The sequence below is a fragment of the Sulfurivermis sp. genome (assembly GCF_059410345.1).
The window spans coordinates 122535-140742 of record NZ_JBLJDO010000004.1 but is presented as its reverse complement, the minus strand read 5'-3'; the positions used below and the strand labels follow the sequence as shown (position 1 = coordinate 140742).

The window sequence follows — 18208 nt, the reverse complement described above, 5'->3', positions numbered from 1 at the left end:
GGGCTGGAGAACAACAATGCATCTGGACAAAAAGAAACCGAATCTGGCACCGATAACCATCTCACCGCTGCCGATGCGCCTGGTCTCAACCGTCCTGCTGCTCCTCGTTGCGGCAGCCCTGTCCGTCGCACACGCGGCCCCTACCTACCAGGCAGCCGGAGCCGCTGTCGAAGCCGGTGGCAACAACAACAACACAACCACCTATTCGGTATCGCCGGCGTGGCCAGCACATCAAATCAACGATATTGCGCTCCTGTTCGTTGAAACCGCCGAGGGCCGTGACGTCACGCTGACCACTCCCGCCGGTTTTGCCGAGGTCCCCGGCAGCCCGCAGGCAACAGGATCTGGAACGAGCGGCACCCGTCTGACCGTCTATTGGGCCAGGGCGACATCAACGTCCATGCCGACGCCGACATTGTCCGCCGCGAATCATATCTACGCCCGCATACTTACCTATCGCGGCGTTATCACCTCGGGCAACCCCTGGGACGTCACGGGGGGCGGCGTCAAAACCGCTTCAACCAACACCGTCACCGTCAGCGGGGTGACTACAACCGCTGATGACACACTCATCGTGCAGGCCGTTGCCCATGACCGCGATAATGCCAGCGCCCATTTCAGCAATCAGACCAACGCAAATCTCACCGGCATCACCGAGCGCACCGACGGCGGTACGGCGGGGGGCAACGGCGGCGGCTTTGCCGTATGGGACGGCGTCAAGGCCACGGCCGGTCCGACCGGGAACACCACGGCCTCCATCACGAATAACGTCGTCAACGCCTTTCTCACCCTTGCCCTCAAGCCTGCACCGACGGTAACCGCCATTACCCGCGCCGACACCAACCCCACCGGCGCGCCGTCGGTTTCCTGGACGGTAACGTTCAGCAGCGCGATCTCCGGGTTGAGCAGCAGCAATTTCACCCTGGTCAATTCCGGCCTGGGGGGCGCGCCAGCCATCACCGCCGTCAGCGGCAGCGGCACCACCTGGACCGTCACTGCCAGCACCGGGACCGGCAGCGGAACGCTGGGGCTGAACATGGCCAACACCACCGGCGTTACGCCACCGGTCGCCGGCGTGCCGTTTGTGGGCGAGGTATACAGCATACCTGCGCCTGCGGTTTCCTCCATGAGCCTCGGCAGCTTCGATCCGACCATACCCAACACCGCAGTGACCTGGAACGTGGTCTTCAACGTTCCCGTCAGCGGCGTGGATAGTTCAGATTTCGCACTGGTGGAGGCGGGCGGTGCCGCCGGTTCGAGCCTTACCTCGGTCAGCGGCAGCGGTACAACGTGGACCGTCACGGCCAATTCGGGCACCGCCAGCACCGGCACGCTGGGACTCAACCTGGTGGATGATGACTCCATTGTTTCCGCGCGCGGCACGCCGCTGGGCGGAGCGGGCGCCGGCAACGGCAATTATGTGGGGCCGCATTACACCCTGGTGCCGCCGGCACCCACGCTGACCAAGACGGCGAGTGCAGCGGCAGCCGTCGTCGGCGACGTGGTGACATTCACCATTACGGCCAGCAATCCATACGACGACCCCCTCACCGACGTTGTCATTACCGATGTGCTGCCCGCAGGTATGGCTCACCAGGCCCATGTGGTTACCCTGGGCTCCGTCGGCGTAGTGGGCCAGACGGTAACGTGGACCATCCCCAGCGTCCCCGCCAAGGGCGGTGCGCAGCTTACCCTGGCCGTATCGCTGTCGCAGCAGGGACCACTGACCAATACCGTGACAGCACCGGGCGCCACGCCGGCCAGCGCTTCCATCCTGGTGCTAGCCAGCGCCGTGACGCATTTCCGTATGGACGAGCCGATAGCCTCGTGGAACGGCACACCCGGCGAGGTGATCGACAGTGGCGGCACCGGGCTGCATGGACGGCGCATACCGTCTCCCACGTCGAGCGCCACCAATGTGGTCGACCCGACGCCATCGATTGTTTCCCAGCATCCCGGCGTCATCGGTGGCTTCTGCAACGCGGCATTCTTTGATCGTCAGGCCATCGTCGAAGTGGCGGACAGTCCGCTGTTTGACTACACGACACAGCTATCCGCTTCAGCATGGATCTATCCGACGGCCTATCCGTCCGGCTCCAGCGACCTGTACTCGATACTGTCCAACGACGTGAACTATGAATTCCACCTCAACCCACAGGGCCGGCTCTACTGGTGGTGGAATGCGTCCACGCTTACCTCCAACACCGTCATTCCGCTGAACCAGTGGACCCATGTGGCGATCACATTCGACTCGTCGGCCGGCGTGCGCAGGCAGCGCATCTACATCAACGGCGTCATGGACGGCAACACCAACAACTGGCAGGGCTCCTTACAACCGAACAACTGCAACTTCTATATCGGCGGCGACGTTGCCACCGGTGCCGCATGCAGCATTCTTTCGGCTCGAAATTTTGCCGGCATGATCGATGAGGTCAAGCTGTACAGCTTCGAACTGAGTCCGGAAGAGGTAGTCGCCGACATGACCCTGGGCCGCTCCTGCTCCGGCACCTTCGATCACATCCGCATCGAGCACGACGGCAGCGGCTCCATTTGTGCACCGGAACGGGTCACCCTGCGTGCGTGCATGGACGCCGACTGCACAGCCCTGTATCCCGGCAACGTGACGGTCAATCTTTCCCCCAACGGCTGGGTGGGCGGCAACACCTTTACCTTCAGCGGCGGCATCGCCTCGCGGCAGTTGAGCTGGAACACGCCGGGCACCATCACCCTCGGCACCAACAGCGTGGTGCCGACGCCGGCCTATGCCACCCGCTGCTTCAACGGCAGCGGGGAAAGCTGCCAGATGAATTTTGCTGCCGCCTCCTGCGCCTTCGACGCGGTGGAGCCTGGCGCGATGCCACAGACACCGATCTACACCAAACTGGCCGGTGTGCCGTTCAACATCGACGTGCTCGCGCTGCTCAACTCGACGACCCTCAACACGACCTATACGGGCACCGTCGCCGTCGATCTGGTGGACACCTCCAGCTCGGCCTGCCCCTCCGGCTCAGGTCTGACTGCCGCCACTAACATCACCTATGTAGCTGGCGATGCCGGGCGCAAATCCGTGTCGTTCAACTATCCCGCTGCGGCGCGCAATGTGCGGGTACGCGCCACGGTGGGCGCCAGCGCGCCCGCCTGCTCCACCGACAACTTCGCCATCCGCCCGCAGGCGTTTACGGTTTCATCCACAAACGCCACCAACGTCGGCATGGGCGCCGTACCCGTCATTGCTGCAGGTGCACCGTTCAATCTCACGGCGGCTGCGGTTGCCGGTTACGACGGCACGCCGCTCATCGATAACACCAAGGTAGTGGGCACGCCCAACGCCGGTGCTCTCAGCGGCACTTTCGGTGCCGCATCCGCCATCTCCGGCACAGCGAGCGGCAACAACTTCACCTACAACGAAGTGGGCCACTTCGGGCTGAACGCACAGGCGGTATACGACACCACCTTTACCCTGGTGGATCAGCCCGACGACTGCAACAGCGGATTTTCCAATACGCTCAGCGGCGGGAAATACGGCTGCTCCATCGGCAGCAACCCTGTCGCACAGACCACTGGCAGCAGCGGCTTTGGCCGTTTCGTTCCGGCACGCCTCAACGTCAGCAACAACGCACCGACGTTCCAGCCTGCCTGTAATGCCAGCTTCACTTATCTCGGCCAGCCCTTCGGCTTCACCACCGCTCCGGTTTTCACCGTGACCGCGCTCAACACCATGGGCACGGTGACGACCAATTACGGTGGGGCGTACTGGCGCCTGGCGTCGACGCTGGGCGGCCGCAGCTACAGCAATAACGCGGCCACCACGCTCAACCTCACCGCCGCCAATGCCGGGACAGTGGCCTGGAGCGGCACCGCGGACAGCGACGGTATCGGCACGGCGACCTTGAGCGGCGTGCAGTTGCAGTATCAGAAACTGGCCGCGCCGCACGTCCCCTTCCAGGCCGATGTGGCCTTGAATTTCACGGCCGGGGATTTCACCGATGCCGACGGCGTCTGCTACGACCCGGATCTGGACGGCAGCTGCAACGCCTACAGCCTGGGCAGCATCACCGGCACCGAACTGCGCTTCGGCCGCCTACGTGCCCAGAATACGTACGGCCCGGAGTTGCTGGCGCTCAATATGCCGCTGCACGCGGAGTACTACACGGCGGGCGACTACTACACCCTCAATGTTTTGGACGGCTGCACCAGCCTCGCAGCGGATACCCATCTCCTGCTGAGCACGGATGGCGTCAATTGGGTTGGCGCAGACACGCCCATCTCCGTGGGCGGCGGCTCGACCTCTGCGAGCCTGGCGTCAGCGTCGCCGCTGAGCGGCGGTGATGCCGGGCTGTCGTTCAGCGCGCCGGGCGCGGGCCACACGGGCTACGTGGATCTGCTCAGCAGCATCGGGGTTTCCTATCCCTGGCTGCTGCACGACTGGGACGGTGATGGCACGGACGATGAGGCGCGGGCCCGGGTGACCTTCGGCCTGTACAAGGGCAGCCCGCGGCATATTTATCTGCGCGAGCGGTATTGAGGGCGGTGAACGGCGGGCATGGCCCGCCCTATAGTCAATCACTCCTCGTCGCCGCCCATCCCCAGCTCTTTGATCTTGCGGGTGAGGGTGTTGCGACCCCAGCCGAGCAGCCGGGCGGCGTCCTGGCGGTGGCCCGCGGTTTTCTTTAGCGCCGCTTCGATCATGATGCGCTCGAACTGCGGCTCGGCCACGCCGAGCAGATTTTCATCACCGCGGCCGAGGCGATGCTCCGCCCAGCGGCGCAGGGGCGCGGTCCAGTCTTCATCGCTGGAACTCGCTTCCTGCCGCACCTTCAACTCCTGCGGCAAGTCTTCCATGTGGATCTCCTGGCCCGGGGACATCACGGTGAGCCAGCGGCAGATGTTTTCCAGCTGACGCACGTTGCCGGGCCAGTCGAGACTGGCGAGATATTCGGCGACTTCATGATCGAGACGCTTGGCCTCGCCGCCGAGTTCGGCCGCCGCCTGTTTGAGGAAGTGGTGCATCAGCAGGGGAATGTCTTCGCGCCGCTCGCGCAGGGCGGGGATATGGATGCGGATGACATTGAGGCGGTGGAACAGGTCTTCGCGGAACAATCCTTCCTTGACGCGTTTTTCCAGGTCCTGGTGGGTGGCGGCGATGATGCGCACGTCCACCTTGACGGGCGAGTGACCACCGACGCGGTAGAACTCGCCGTCGGCCAGCACGCGCAGCAGGCGCGTCTGCAACTCCGCCGGCATGTCGCCGATCTCATCGAGAAACAGGGTACCGCCGTTGGCCTGCTCGAAGCGACCAATGCGCTGTGCCTGCGCACCGGTAAAGGCGCCGCGTTCGTGGCCGAACAACTCAGACTCCAGCAGGTCGCGCGGGATGGCGGCGGTGTTGATGGCAATGAAGGGCTTGGCCGCGCGCGGGCTATGGCGATGCAGCGCGTGTGCTACCAGCTCCTTGCCGGTACCCGACTCGCCGTTGATCAGCACGGTGATGTTGGAGCGCGACAGGCGGCCGATGGCGCGGAACACCTCCTGCATGGAGGGCGCGGCGCCGATGATTTCCGGAACCGGGCTGGTGGGTTCGGCGCCGTGCGCCTGCGCCTGATCACGGCGATGGGCGATGGCGCGGCGCGCCAGTTCCACCGCCTCGTCCACATCGAAGGGTTTGGGCAGATATTCGAAGGCGCCGCCCTGATAGGCGGACACGGCGCTGTCCAGATCGGAGTGGGCGGTCATGATGATCACCGGCAACTGCGGCTGGCGTGCAGCGATCTCGGCCAGCAGATCGAGGCCGCTCATACCGGGCATGCGGATGTCGGTGATGATGGCGTCTGGCTGACTGCGGTCGAGGGCATGCAACGCCTCGTCAGCATTGTCGAAACTGCGCACGTCCATTTGAGCCTGCTTCAGTGCGCGCTCCAATACCCAGCGGATGGAGCGGTCGTCGTCGATGACCCAGATTTTTGCGGTGTTATCCATGATGGTCCGTCCTGAAATCCCTGTCACGGAGACGCAGAGCTGTAGAGCCGTTTTTCCGTCTGGCCGTGGCCGGTGTTGTTACGATCATTGTTTCCTCCGCGTCTCTGCGTCTCGGCGGCAAAATATGTTCATCATGCACGCGTGCGCGATTCGTTCCTGCCACCCTCGGGATTGATCGGCAGCAACACGGTGAACACGGTGTGGCCCGGCTGGCTGTCGCATTCGATCAGTCCGCCATGCTGATTGATCAGGGATTGGGCGATGGGCAAGCCCAGACCGGTACCCTCCGGCCGGCCGGTGACCATGGGCAGGAAAATCGCCTCCATCACCTCCGCAGGAATACCGGGGCCGTTGTCGATGACATCAACGCGGATCACCAGCTTGTGACGTGTGTGGCCGATGGTGTACTGGCGCAGGGTGCGGGTGCGCAGAATGATCTCGCCGTGCTCGCCCACTGCCTGGGCGGCGTTGCGTACCAGATTGAGGATGGCCTGGATCAGCTGATCCTGATCGCCCATCACCTCGGGGATGCTGGGGTCGTAGTCACGTTCGATGCGCACATCGGACGGCACCGCGGTCTGCACCAGCTGGCGCACGCGCTCCAGCACTTCGTGGATGTTCACCGGCTGGCGCTTGGGCAGGGCGTTGGGACCGAGCATGCGGTTGACCAGATTTTGCAACCGATCGGCCTCGCTGATGATGATGCGGGTGTATTCCTTCAACGCCTCATTGGGCAGTTCGCGCTCCAGCAACTGCGCGGCGCCACGCAGGCCGCCGAGAGGGTTGTTGATTTCATGGGCCAGGCCGCGCACCAGCACCCGGGTGGTGGCGGTCTGGGCCAGCAGGCCTTCCTCACGGGTGATACGCAACTGGCGATCCACCTGGGTCATCTCCACCAGCAATTCGCGCCGCCCCGGTTCGGTGAGCGGTGTCGCCGTCACGTCCACGGTCACGCGCCGCTCCGGCCCCAGCTCCAGCACCAGCTCCCGCTCGGTAAACGGATGCCCGCTGGCGAGGGCCTCGGCCAGGGCATGGCTGAACGGCTTGCTGGGGAGCAGCTGCGGTGCACCGGCGCCGAGCAGGCGGGCCGCGCTGGCGGCCAGCAGCATTTCCGCGGCGGGATTCAGATAGCGCAGACGCAGGGCGTCATCGAACAACAGCACCGCGGTGTGCAGGTTCTCGATCACGCCCTGATAAAGGCTGGGGGGGTGCATGCCCGGATTTTCCATGTCCAAAGTTAAGCAAGAACCAAACCAGATTTGGCGGCGGCTCGGGGTAATGCTGGCCAACCCTTGGCCACGGAAATACAATCCAATAAACAATGGGTTACGCACGGGCTGGAAATGTTTCTGTACCACCACCGGCTACCGGCACGCACCACAATGGACATGAGCATAGTCGATGGCGCAACCGTGCGCACCAAGTTGGTGCGCTGCTGCAAATTGAGGGGTGAGCCGGAACGGGGCGCCGGCTGCTAGGGGGCCGGTGGCGTCGGAGCGGGAGGCTTGGGGAACAGCACGGAATGCTGACGCATGTGGAAGGTCACCGGTGCGGAGCTCATCAGCACCCTGCCGCGCCCATCGCGCACCTGCGCAACCAGCACGTGGCTGCCGCGCTCCACGCCGCTGAGGGTATATCGGGTTCCGGCACCGCTGGCGGCTTCGCTGCCGTCCAACAGGATCACCAGACGGTGGCCCGGTCGCAAGGCGGGTACCACCTGCACCGTGACACCCACTGGGGTCTCACCGTTGTGCAGGGTCTGGTCCGGCTCCGGCGTGGCTATCGCCAACAGGCTGTAGGGTGGTCCGGGGGGTGTCGTCGGCTCGACGGCCGGCGCGGGAGGGGGGGGTGGCGGCGCTTCATAGCTTTGCGCCTTGGGCAGCGTGATCTCCTGCGCCCCCGGGGTGGGCTGATCGGAGAACTCCACCGTACCGTCGGGACGAACGACCTTGTAGCCTTTGTCCTGGGCATGGAGTGCCGCGCTGGCGGCCATGAGCAACAGGGCGATAACAATGTGGCGCATCATGGGTGGAAATATAGCAGGGATCCCTGTTCCGGCGCAGCGGTGATGACGGCTCTGCATACATCACACCCCAAACAAAACGCCCCCTTGCGGGGGCGTCTTGATCAACCGGACTGCGGTCTCGCTTAGAGGCTGTAGTACATGTCGAACTCGATGGGGTGAGTGGTCATGCGCATGCGCGTGACATCGTCCATCTTCAGCTTGATGTAGGCATCGATCACGTCGTCGGTGAACACGCCGCCACGGGTCAGGAACTCACGATCCTTGTCCAGGTAGTCCAGCGCCTGATCCAGGGCATGGCACACGGTCGGGATGGCCTTGGCCTCTTCCGGCGGCAGGTCGTACAGGTCCTTGTCCATGGCATCGCCCGGGTGGATCTTGTTGATGACGCCGTCCAGGCCAGCCATCATCAGGGCGGCGAAGGCCAGGTAGGGGTTGGCGGTCGGATCCGGGAAACGGGTCTCGATGCGGCGCGCCTTCGGGTTCTGCACGTACGGGATGCGGATCGAGGCGGAACGGTTGCGGGCAGAGTAGGCCAGCATGACCGGAGCTTCGAAGCCGGGGACCAGACGCTTGTAGCTGTTGGTGCCGGGGTTGGTGATGGCATTCAGGGCACGGGCGTGCTTGATGATACCGCCGATGTAGTACAGGGCGGTCTCGGACAGGCCGCCGTACAGGTTGCCGGAAAACAGGTTCACGCCGCCCTTGGACAGGGACTGGTGCACGTGCATGCCGGAACCGTTGTCACCGACCATCGGCTTGGGCATGAAGGTGGCGGTCTTGCCGTAGGCGTGGGCCACGTTGTGCACCACATACTTCAGCTTCTGCACCTCGTCAGCCTTCTTCACCAGGGTGTTGAAGGAAACACCGATTTCACACTGGCCCGCGGTGGCCACTTCGTGGTGGTGCACCTCGACCTTCAGGCCGATCTCTTCCATCGCCAGGCACATGGCGGCGCGGATGTCGTGCAGGGAGTCGACCGGGGGTACCGGGAAGTAGCCGCCCTTGACGCCCGGGCGGTGACCCATGTTGCCGTTGGCATAGACGCGCTCGGAGTTCCAGTCAGCCTCTTCGGAATCGATCTTGACGAAACAGCCGGACATGTCGGCGCCCCAGCGGATGTCGTCGAAAATGAAGAATTCGGGCTCGGGGCCGAAGAAGGCGGTGTCGGCGATACCGGTGGACTTCAGGAATTCCTCGGCACGCTTGGCGATGGAGCGCGGGTCACGCTCGTAGCCCTGCATGGTGGAGGGCTCGACGATGTTGCAGGTGATGTTGATCATCGGCTCGTCGGCGAACGGATCCAGGTAGGCCGTGGTCGGGTCCGGCATCAGGATCATGTCGGACTCGTTGATGTGCTTCCAACCGGAGATGGAGGAACCGTCGAACATCACGCCGTCGGTGAAGGTGTCGGCGCTGATCTGACGCACCGGGTAGGTGACGTGCTGCTCTTTGCCCAGGGTATCGGTAAAGCGGAAGTCGACGAACTTCGCGCCCTTTTCCTTAATCATGTTCAGAACATTTTCACCAGACATCTCACTGCCTCCAGGTTAGCGCTCAACAGGTTGGCCGGATTAGCGGCCGGAATTTTGTGTCCAAATAAGTGCATGAACCATGCCATCAGGCAAGCGCATGATTTTTAAAGCCTTAATTCTTGGCCCGAGGGTAATGCCGGACCGTTTTGCACCATATTGGTGCCTGCAAATAACAAAACGCACCAAAGTGGCGCGTCAGCTGTAATGCACGGTAAGTGACTCGATTTCCGTCATGGCCTGGACCGGCTGCTGCAAGGCCGCGGTCAGGCGTGCTCGCTCGGTCTCGTTGCGGGCCACGTCCAGCGGCAGATACACCTCCACCCGCAACCTGCCGTCCAGATAGTGTAGCGTCACGCGGCGAATATGGGCGGCAGCGGCGCTATCCTGCCAGAACTCCCGCAACCTCGCCAGCAACACCTGCCGTGAGGGCAGGTGGGCGCTGAGGGCGATCTGCTCGTCGTCCTCCGGGTCGATGTGCACCAGCACGTCCTGCACCTCGTCGATCTCATGCACCACCTTCTGCCGTACCCGCTCGCTGATGTGATGTCCCTCGGACACGCTGAGCAGCGGATCGACCTGAATGTGCACGTCCACCAGAGCATCGGCGCCCATGCGCCGGGTGCGCAGGGTATGCAGTTCGTTGACGCCATCCACCGACTGGATCACGCGGCGGATGGCCTCCACCCGTTCGGCTTCCAAGGCGGTATCCACCAGCTCATGCACCGCATGCCAGCCCAGTTCCCAGGCGATCTTGGCGATCATCAGGCCCACCACCGCCGCCGCGATGGCGTCCAGGTAGGGCAGGCCGGCCATGGTGCCGCCGATACCGACGATGACCACGATGGAGGAGATGGCATCCGTACGGTGATGCCAGGCATTGGCCTTGAGCAGGTTGGAGCGGATGCGCTTGGCCACGCGCAGGGTGTACTGGTAGAGCGCCTCCTTGGACACCACGGAGATGCCGGCCATCACCAGCGCCAGCACGCCGGGATCGGTCAGGCGTTCGGGATGGAACAGACGGGAAATGGCATCGTAGACGATACCGGCCGCCACCAGCAGCAGCACCACGCCGAGCGCCACGGTGAATACGGTTTCGATACGGCCGTGGCCATAGGGATGATCGTCGTCGGCGTCCTTGCTGCCGTGCTTGGCGGCCCACACCACCATGATGTCCGTGAGCAGGTCGGACAGCGAGTGGATACCGTCGGCCACCAGGGCCGGCGAACCACCGATGACGCCGATGACGATCTTGCCGATGGACAGCAGCAGATTGATCACGGCGCCGACCAGGGTGACGCGGCGCGTCGCCTGGTAGCGCTCGTCGCCCTGGTTGCCGGGCGTCGTCACCGGATGCGCGTGACTATGCCCCATCACCCACCTCGACCTCGATGATCACCTCATTACCCTCGCGTCGTGAACCCAGTACCTTGTGGCCGTTGATGCGGCACCAGGCCGGGATGTCATTGAGCGCACCCGGATCGGTGCAGATCACCTCCAGCACATCGCCTGCCTGCAATTCCGCCACCTTGTTCTGCGTGCGGATCACCGGCATGGGACAGAACAGGCGGCGGGCGTCGAGCTGGTGACGTGCCATTACAGGTGCCACTCCGGCGGGAGCTCATCCGGCGGCAGCGGCGCCACCGTAAGTTCGCGGCTCACACCCTCCAGGGTCGTGACCTGCACCGTGACCTGTTCGGCGGTATGCCCCTTGGAGTAACGCGCGGTGATGCGGGCGGCGAGTACGAGATCGTCTGCGCTCGCCTCGCCGTCCAGCAACACCAGCGGCCCCCTATGGCTGACAGGACGCAAATGGATGAACTGCTTGCGGTAGCCTTCGAGGAAATTGTTCTCACCCTCTTCACGGCCGACGATCAGTTTGTAATGCGGCGCCGGGCGGATGTGACGGCCCACCTTGAGCAGCATGATGTCGTCCATTTCGTACTCGCGCTTGCCGCGCGAGCGCCACAGGTCCACCAGCTTGCGCGAATAGGCCTCGTCGGTGAGGAAGCAGCAACCGCCGGCGGGGGAGGCGTAGTCGGTGAAACCGAACCTGGCGGCCAGGGCCATCTGCGGCTTACGGGTGCGGCCGGAAAAATCGTACAGCCGCTCGCGGTCCACCCAGCCTTCGCGCTCCGGCAGAGTGGGGGGCAGGTTCTTGGCACACAGGGGACGCAACAGACGATCATGGGCGCCCGACTCGCGCGCCACCACCGGCAGGGTGTCCTTGCGCTGCGACATGGGGCGCTGGCCGATCACCTCGCCGGTGATGATGAAATCGAAACCCTGTTTTTCCGCCCAGGCCTGCGCCTTGTGCACCATGAAGATCTTGCAGTCCAGGCACGGATTCATGTTGGCACCGTAACCGTGCTTGGGATTGAGCAGCACATCCTTGTACTCCTCGACGATGTCGATGATGTGCAGCTTGATGCCCAGTTGCTCCGCCACCCACAGCGCGTTGTTGCGCTTGTCCTTGCCCTGGTCCTTCTTGCGGATGGCATGGGTATGCCCCTCCACACAAAAGCCGGTGTAGAAATTGATGCCCTCCACGTGGATGCCCTGTTCCTGGATGACGCGGACGGCGAGCATGGAATCCAGCCCGCCCGAAACCAGAGCGACGGCCTTGATGCGCGGCATCCCTGGCACCCGCCCTTCGGGCAGCTTTTCGCTTCCACGATTCGCCGGGAGCGAATCGTTGCGTTGTGACTGTGACATGAAACCTTCGAAATAACGGGAAATTTGGCGCGCCATTTTAACCCAAATACGCCGCAGCCGCCCCAGCCACGCCATTAATAGTGCTTAACTGCACCTCTGGCGGCGCGCTATAATCCGCCGCTTTTGTACCCAACGGATTTTGCGGGGATGTCATGAAAAAGACGGCACGGGATGTCTCGACCTTTCAGGGGTTGATCCTGGCTTTACAGGAATATTGGGCCGAGCAGGGCTGCGTCATCCTCCAACCCTATGACATGGAGGTGGGCGCGGGCACCTTCCACCCGGCCACCTTCCTGCGCGCCATCGGCCCCGAGCCCTGGAGCGCCGCTTATGTGCAACCCTCGCGCCGCCCGGCCGACGGCCGCTATGGCGAGAACCCCAACCGCCTGCAGCACTATTACCAGTTCCAGGTGGTGATCAAGCCCTCGCCGCTGGACATTCAGGAACTGTATCTGGGCTCCCTGCGCATGCTGGGCCTGGACCCGCTGGTGCATGACATCCGCTTCGTGGAAGACAACTGGGAATCCCCCACCCTCGGCGCCTGGGGCCTGGGCTGGGAGATCTGGCTCAACGGCATGGAGGTCACCCAGTTCACCTATTTCCAGCAGGTGGGCGGCCTCGAATGCCGCCCGGTCACCGGCGAGATCACCTACGGCCTGGAGCGCATCGCCATGTACCTGCAGGGCGTGGAGAGCGTGTTCGACCTGGTATGGACCGACGGTCCGCTGGGCAAGGTCACCTACGGCGACGTGTTCCACCAGAACGAGGTGGAGATGTCCGCCTTCAACTTCGAGCACGCCGACGTGGACACCCTGTTCCGGCATTTCGACTTCTACGAAGGGCAGAGCCAAAGCCTGATCGACAAGGGCCTGCCGCTGCCGGCCTACGAGATGGTGCTGAAGACCTCCCACACCTTCAACCTGCTCGATGCCCGCAAGGCCATTTCCGTCACCGAGCGCCAGCGCTATATCCTGCGCGTGCGCCAGCTGGCCCGCGCCGTGGCCCAGGCCTATTACGACCGCCGCGAGACCCTAGGCTTCCCGATGCTTGCCCACAAGGGAGAGGCCGCTTAAATGAGCACGTTCAAGGATTTTCTCGTCGAGATCGGCACCGAGGAACTGCCGCCCAAGGCCCTCAAGCGCCTGATGATCGCCTTTGGCGAGGGCGTGAAGGAAGGTTTGGCCAAGGCCGACCTGGTGCGCGGTGAGGTGCAGTTCTATGCCACCCCGCGCCGCCTGGCCGTATTCATCAAGGACCTGGCGGTGGCCCAGCCGGACAAGGAGCTGGAACGCCGCGGCCCGGCACTGACCGCCGCCTTTGACGGCGAGGGCAATCCGACCCAGGCGGCCAAGGGTTTCGCCGCCTCCTGCGGTGTGGAGGTGGACCAACTCGACCACCTCAAGACCGACAAGGGTGCCTGGCTGGTGCACCGCTCACAGCAGCAGGGCCGCCCCACCGCCGAACTGCTGCCGGAGATCGTGCAGGCCGCCCTCGACAAGCTGCCGATCCCCAAGCGCATGCGCTGGGGCAGCCTGGACGCCGAGTTCGTGCGGCCGGTGCACTGGGTGGTGATGCTGTTCGGTGACGCAGTCATCGACTGCGAGATCCTTGCCACCAAGAGCGGCCGCGAGACCCGCGGCCACCGCTTCATGAGTCCAGGCACGTTGTATCTGGGTGAGCCGGCCGCCTATGCGCCACTGCTGGAAACCGAGGGCAAGGTGGTGGCCGATTTTGCCGCGCGCCGCGAGGCGGTGCGCGCCCAGGTGCTGGAGGCCGCCGCTGCCGTGAACGGCGAGGCCCTCATCGACGAGGACCTGCTGGATGAGGTGGCCGGCCTGGTAGAATGGCCAGTGGCCGTCACCGGCAAGTTCGAGGAGCGCTTCCTGGAGGTTCCCGCCGAGGCGCTGATCTCCACCATGAAGGGTAATCAGAAGTACTTCCCGGTGCAGGACAAGGAAGGCAAACTGCTGCCGTACTTCATCACCCTGAGCAACATCGAGAGCCGCGACCCGCGCCATGTGCGCGCCGGCAATGAACGCGTGGTGCGCCCGCGCCTCACCGACGCCGATTTCTTCTGGAATCAAGACCGCAAGCAGAAGCTCTCCGCCCACGGCGCAGCGCTGAAGAGCGTGGTGTTCCAGAACAAGCTGGGTACCCTGGCCGACAAGAGCGCCCGCGTCGCCAAGCTGGCCGCCGCCATCGCCTATCACATCGGCGGCGACGCCAAGCTCGCCGCCCGCGCCGGCGAACTGTCCAAGTGCGACCTGCTCACCCACATGGTGGGTGAGTTCCCGGAACTGCAGGGCATCATGGGCCGTTACTACGCCGCCCACGACGGCGAGGATGCGGAAGTGGCCGCGGCGCTGGACGAGCAATACATGCCGCGCTTTGCCGGCGACCAATTGCCCGAGACCCGCACCGGCCAGGCGCTGGCCATCGCCGATCGCATCGATACCCTGGTGGGTATCTTCGGCATCGGCCAGCCGCCCACCGGCGACAAGGACCCCTTCGCCCTGCGCCGTGCCGCCCTCGGCGTGTTGCGCACCATCATCGAGAACAATCTCGATCTCGATCTGCAAACGCTGCTGCAAACCGCCTTTGACAACTTCACGGCCAGTGGCGTTAAGCTGGAAGGGGAGACGGTCAAGCAGGTGCTCGAATTCATGCTGGAGCGCCTGCGTGCCTACTACGCCGACAGCGGCGTGGCCCACGACACCTTCGATGCCGTGCTGGCCCAGCGCCCGACCCAGCCACGCGACTTCGATGCCCGCGTGCGTGCCGTCACCACCTTCCGCAAACTGCCCGAGGCGGAGGCCCTGGCCGCCGCCAACAAGCGCATCGCCAACATCCTGCGCCAGGCGGGCGGCGACATCACCGCCGACATCGACAAGGCCCGTCTGGTGGAAGCAGCCGAGAAGACCCTGGCCGAGCAGGTCGAGACCATGGCCGGCAAGGTGACGCCGCTGTTCGCGCAGCGCAACTACACCGAGGCCCTGTGCCAGCTCGCCGGACTGCGCGGTGCGGTGGACGCCTTCTTTGATCAGGTGATGGTGATGGCCGATGATGAGGGCGTGCGCAACAATCGCCTGGCACTGTTGAAGCGCCTGTCGGACCTGTTCCTGCAAGCGGCCGACCTGTCGCGCCTGCAAGGTTGATACGGAGACCTCGCATGACTGATCGCAACCCCGATTCCTACGCCGTCATGCTGGCCGCCGTGCAGGCCTTTCATGACAAGCACGACTTCAAGAACCGTGGCGGCGAAGAGCTCACCTACCGCATGGCGCTGATGGCCGAGGAGCTGGGCGAGATCGGCGCCGCGATCACCAAGGGCAAGCCCAAGGAACAACTGGCCGAAGAAGTCGCCGATCTGTTCATCCTGCTCATCGGCACCGCGATCGCCGCCGACTTCGATCTGAAAGATGCCTTCTGGCACAAGATGGACAAGATCATGCAGCGCGACTCACGCATGGTGAATGGCCGCATCCGCGTGTCGGAGTTCCGCGACTAATCATGCTCAAGCTGATCGTCCTCGACCGCGATGGTGTCATCAATGAGGACTCCGACGACTACATCAAGTCACCGGAGGAGTTCATCCCCATCCCCGGTAGTCTGGAGGCCATCGCCCGCCTGACCCAGGCCGGCTGGCGGGTGGTAGTGGCGACCAACCAGTCCGGCGTCGCGCGCGGCTACTATGACCTCGCTACCCTGCACCGCATCCATGACAAGTTGCATCGACAACTGGCCGTGCTGGGTGGACAGATCGAGGCCATCTTTTATTGCCCCCACGGCCCCAACGATCACTGCGATTGCCGCAAACCCAAACCCGGCCTGCTGCGCGACATCGAGGCCCGTCTGAAGGTTTCGCTGCGCGGCGTGCCAGCCATCGGCGATTCACTGCGCGATCTGGAGGCGGCACAGGCCGTAGGCGCTGCGCCCATCTTGGTGCGCACCGGCAAGGGTGAGCGTACCCTCGCCAAAGGGCAGGGCCTGCACGGAATACCTGTGTATGCGGATCTGGCCGCCGCCATCGACGAGCTGTTGCGCAAATGATTTGGCTACGTTCCCTGTTGTTCTATGTCGGCATGATCGGCGGATTGCTGATCTTGCTGCCGTTCATGCCCCTGGTGTTCCCTTTTTCCTACCGCACCCGCTATTGGGTAATGACCCGCTGGGGCCAGTTCGTCATCTGGTGGCTGGCGCTGACCTGCAACCTGCGCTACCGGGTCAGCGGACGCGAACACATTCCCCCCGGTCCCGCCATCATCCTGTCCAAGCACCAGTCGGCCTGGGAAACGCTGGCACTGCAGCGTATTTTCCCGCCGCAAACCTGGGTGCTGAAGCGTTCGCTGTTCTACATCCCGATCTTCGGCTGGGGACTGGCCCTGCTAGAAGCCATTGGTATCGACCGCGGCGCCGGCCGCAAGGCATTACAGCAGGTGGTGGAGCAGGGCACGGATCGCCTCCGCCGGGGGATTTGGGTGGTGATCTTCCCAGAAGGCACGCGCATGGCGCCAGGAGTGCGAGGCAAATACAACATCGGCGGCGCCATGCTGGCCAAGAAGAGCGGTTTTCCGGTGGTGCCGGTGGCGCATAACGCCGGCGAGTTCTGGCGCCGTAACAGTGTCCTCAAGCACCCCGGCACCATCGACGTGGTCGTCGGCCCGGTCATCGATCCACAGGGCAAGGACACCGGCGAAATCAACGCCCTGGTGGAAACCTGGATCGAGGACACCATGGGCCGAATCACCACGCTCCCGGCCGCCTCTGGCCCAATCATCAGTCCGTGATATACTGACATAACTCCAGTTTTGGCAGCGTCTCCGCTGCAGATTCCAGACCCCGCCTCGCGGCAGTAACGGGCAACGGGACACCCTGTCCCGGGAGCAGATTTTGTTTTTTAAACTTCAGGAAGCATCGACATGCACAACCATCGTACTACCATTACGCAGTTCATCATCGAGGAGCAGCGCCACATCCCCGGCGCCACCGGCGATTTTACCTCCCTGCTCAATGACGTTGTCACCGCCTGCAAGGTGATCTCCAACCTGGTCAACCACGGCGCCCTGGTCGGCGTGCTGGGCGCAGCCGGCACCGAGAACGTGCAGGGCGAGGATCAGAAAAAGCTGGACGTGATCTCCAACGAGGTGTTCCTCAAGACCAACGAGTGGGCCGGCCATCTGGCCGCCATGGCCTCCGAGGAGATGGAAGAGGTCTACCAGATCCCCAGCCAGTACCCGCGCGGCAAGTACCTGATGACCTTCGACCCGCTGGACGGCTCATCCAACATCGATGTCAACGTCTCCGTCGGCACCATCTTCTCCATCCTGCGCTGCAAGGGTAACTGCGTGAACCCGACCGCCGAGGACTTCCTGCAGCGCGGCACCGAGCAGGTGTGCGCCGGCTACGCCCTGTATGGCCCGTCCACCATGATGGTGCTGACCACCGGCCGCGGTGTGAATGGCTTCACCCTAGACCAGAACATTGGTGAGTTTGTCCTCACTCACCCCAACATGACCATCCCTGCGGACACCAAGGAGTTCGCCATCAACGCCTCCAACATGCGTTTCTGGGAGGCCCCGGTCAAGCGCTACGTGGATGAGTGTCTGGCTGGCAAGGAAGGTCCGCGCGGCAAGGACTTCAATATGCGCTGGATCGCCTCCATGGTCGCCGAGGTGCACCGCATCCTGACCCGCGGCGGCGTGTTCATGTACCCCCTGGACAGTAAGATGAAGGAGAAGGGCACCGAGGGTAAGCTGCGCCTGATGTATGAGGCCAACCCCATGGGCTTCATCGTCGAGCAGGCCGGTGGCGCCGCCATCACCGGCCAGCACCGGATCCTGGACATCCAACCCAGCAGCCTGCATCAGCGCGTACCGGTGATCCTGGGTTCCAAGAACGAAGTTGAGCTGATCGCCAAGTACCATCAGGAAGCGAAGTAAGCGCCTAGGCTTACGGAAAACAA

The 18208-nt window shown here is 63.6% G+C and carries 14 protein-coding genes; 7 read left to right on the top strand and 7 right to left on the bottom strand.

Annotated elements, in window-relative coordinates:
* Positions 1 to 16 precede the first annotated feature (16 nt).
* Positions 17 to 4525, top strand: a complete 4509-nt coding sequence (locus ACMV8A_RS05170) for a LamG-like jellyroll fold domain-containing protein (RefSeq protein ID WP_495324682.1) — start codon at positions 17 to 19, stop codon at positions 4523 to 4525.
* A gap of 38 nt (positions 4526 to 4563) precedes the next feature.
* On the opposite strand, the gene ntrC is transcribed toward ACMV8A_RS05170, so the two are convergent.
* The 7 genes from ntrC to ACMV8A_RS05135 all read right to left on the bottom strand — a co-directional run bounded on the left by ntrC (position 4564) and on the right by ACMV8A_RS05135 (position 12168).
* Positions 4564 to 5976, bottom strand: a complete 1413-nt coding sequence (ntrC, locus tag ACMV8A_RS05165; RefSeq protein ID WP_495324681.1) for a nitrogen regulation protein NR(I) — start codon at positions 5974 to 5976, stop codon at positions 4564 to 4566.
* A gap of 131 nt (positions 5977 to 6107) precedes the next feature.
* A complete protein-coding gene (gene glnL, locus ACMV8A_RS05160) occupies positions 6108 to 7190 on the bottom strand; it encodes a nitrogen regulation protein NR(II) (protein WP_495324680.1) in 1083 nt (360 codons plus the stop codon).
* A 260-nt stretch (positions 7191 to 7450) separates the two neighbouring features.
* Positions 7451 to 8002: a DUF4124 domain-containing protein gene (locus ACMV8A_RS05155; RefSeq protein ID WP_495324679.1), complete on the bottom strand. Its 552-nt coding sequence runs from the start codon at positions 8000 to 8002 to the stop codon at positions 7451 to 7453.
* Between the two features lie 122 nt (positions 8003 to 8124).
* A complete protein-coding gene (glnA, locus tag ACMV8A_RS05150; protein ID WP_495324677.1) occupies positions 8125 to 9534 on the bottom strand; it encodes a glutamate--ammonia ligase in 1410 nt (469 codons plus the stop codon).
* Positions 9535 to 9729: 195 nt separating this feature from the next.
* Positions 9730 to 10905 (bottom strand): cation diffusion facilitator family transporter, encoded by a 1176-nt coding sequence (locus ACMV8A_RS05145; protein WP_495324676.1) that lies wholly within the window; start codon positions 10903 to 10905, stop codon positions 9730 to 9732.
* The gene (locus ACMV8A_RS05140) at positions 10895 to 11128 is read right to left on the bottom strand and encodes a sulfurtransferase TusA family protein (protein ID WP_495324675.1); all 234 of its coding nucleotides are present in this window, start codon (positions 11126 to 11128) and stop codon (positions 10895 to 10897) included. Before ACMV8A_RS05140 ends, ACMV8A_RS05145 begins: the two co-directional genes overlap by 11 nt.
* Entirely contained in the window at positions 11128 to 12168 is a 1041-nt protein-coding gene (locus tag ACMV8A_RS05135; RefSeq protein ID WP_495324674.1) for a tRNA (5-methylaminomethyl-2-thiouridylate)-methyltransferase, read from the bottom strand. The genes ACMV8A_RS05140 and ACMV8A_RS05135 overlap by 1 nt, the downstream gene beginning before the upstream one ends.
* A 230-nt stretch (positions 12169 to 12398) precedes the next feature.
* Here ACMV8A_RS05135 and glyQ point away from each other — a divergent pair, with 230 nt between their 5' ends.
* The 6 genes from glyQ to ACMV8A_RS05105 all read left to right on the top strand — a co-directional run bounded on the left by glyQ (position 12399) and on the right by ACMV8A_RS05105 (position 18185).
* Positions 12399 to 13319, top strand: a complete 921-nt coding sequence (gene glyQ, locus ACMV8A_RS05130; RefSeq protein WP_495324673.1) for a glycine--tRNA ligase subunit alpha — start codon at positions 12399 to 12401, stop codon at positions 13317 to 13319.
* A complete protein-coding gene (gene glyS / locus ACMV8A_RS05125) occupies positions 13320 to 15401 on the top strand; it encodes a glycine--tRNA ligase subunit beta (protein ID WP_495324672.1) in 2082 nt (693 codons plus the stop codon).
* Between the two features lie 14 nt (positions 15402 to 15415).
* Positions 15416 to 15754, top strand: a complete 339-nt coding sequence (locus tag ACMV8A_RS05120; RefSeq protein ID WP_495324671.1) for a MazG nucleotide pyrophosphohydrolase domain-containing protein — start codon at positions 15416 to 15418, stop codon at positions 15752 to 15754.
* Between the two features lie 2 nt (positions 15755 to 15756).
* The gene (gene gmhB / locus ACMV8A_RS05115; protein ID WP_495324670.1) at positions 15757 to 16296 is read left to right on the top strand and encodes a D-glycero-beta-D-manno-heptose 1,7-bisphosphate 7-phosphatase; all 540 of its coding nucleotides are present in this window, start codon (positions 15757 to 15759) and stop codon (positions 16294 to 16296) included.
* The gene (locus tag ACMV8A_RS05110) at positions 16293 to 17033 is read left to right on the top strand and encodes a lysophospholipid acyltransferase family protein (RefSeq protein ID WP_495324669.1); all 741 of its coding nucleotides are present in this window, start codon (positions 16293 to 16295) and stop codon (positions 17031 to 17033) included. The genes gmhB and ACMV8A_RS05110 overlap by 4 nt, the downstream gene beginning before the upstream one ends.
* A gap of 132 nt (positions 17034 to 17165) precedes the next feature.
* A complete protein-coding gene (locus ACMV8A_RS05105) occupies positions 17166 to 18185 on the top strand; it encodes a class 1 fructose-bisphosphatase (protein ID WP_495324668.1) in 1020 nt (339 codons plus the stop codon).
* Positions 18186 to 18208 lie beyond the last annotated feature (23 nt).

Excerpts from the sequence above, each read along its gene's own strand:
- ACMV8A_RS05170 (WP_495324682.1), top strand. The coding sequence starts at position 17 with ATGCATCTGGACAAAAAGAAACCGAATCTGGCACCGATAACCATCTCA.
- ntrC (WP_495324681.1), bottom strand. The coding sequence starts at position 5,976 with ATGGATAACACCGCAAAAATCTGGGTCATCGACGACGACCGCTCCATC.
- glnL (WP_495324680.1), bottom strand. The coding sequence starts at position 7,190 with ATGCACCCCCCCAGCCTTTATCAGGGCGTGATCGAGAACCTGCACACC.
- ACMV8A_RS05155 (WP_495324679.1), bottom strand. The coding sequence starts at position 8,002 with ATGATGCGCCACATTGTTATCGCCCTGTTGCTCATGGCCGCCAGCGCG.
- glnA (WP_495324677.1), bottom strand. The coding sequence starts at position 9,534 with ATGTCTGGTGAAAATGTTCTGAACATGATTAAGGAAAAGGGCGCGAAG.
- ACMV8A_RS05145 (WP_495324676.1), bottom strand. The coding sequence starts at position 10,905 with ATGGGGCATAGTCACGCGCATCCGGTGACGACGCCCGGCAACCAGGGC.
- ACMV8A_RS05140 (WP_495324675.1), bottom strand. The coding sequence starts at position 11,128 with ATGGCACGTCACCAGCTCGACGCCCGCCGCCTGTTCTGTCCCATGCCG.
- ACMV8A_RS05135 (WP_495324674.1), bottom strand. The coding sequence starts at position 12,168 with ATGCCGCGCATCAAGGCCGTCGCTCTGGTTTCGGGCGGGCTGGATTCC.
- glyQ (WP_495324673.1), top strand. The coding sequence starts at position 12,399 with ATGAAAAAGACGGCACGGGATGTCTCGACCTTTCAGGGGTTGATCCTG.
- glyS (WP_495324672.1), top strand. The coding sequence starts at position 13,320 with ATGAGCACGTTCAAGGATTTTCTCGTCGAGATCGGCACCGAGGAACTG.
- ACMV8A_RS05120 (WP_495324671.1), top strand. The coding sequence starts at position 15,416 with ATGACTGATCGCAACCCCGATTCCTACGCCGTCATGCTGGCCGCCGTG.
- gmhB (WP_495324670.1), top strand. The coding sequence starts at position 15,757 with ATGCTCAAGCTGATCGTCCTCGACCGCGATGGTGTCATCAATGAGGAC.
- ACMV8A_RS05110 (WP_495324669.1), top strand. The coding sequence starts at position 16,293 with ATGATTTGGCTACGTTCCCTGTTGTTCTATGTCGGCATGATCGGCGGA.
- ACMV8A_RS05105 (WP_495324668.1), top strand. The coding sequence starts at position 17,166 with ATGCACAACCATCGTACTACCATTACGCAGTTCATCATCGAGGAGCAG.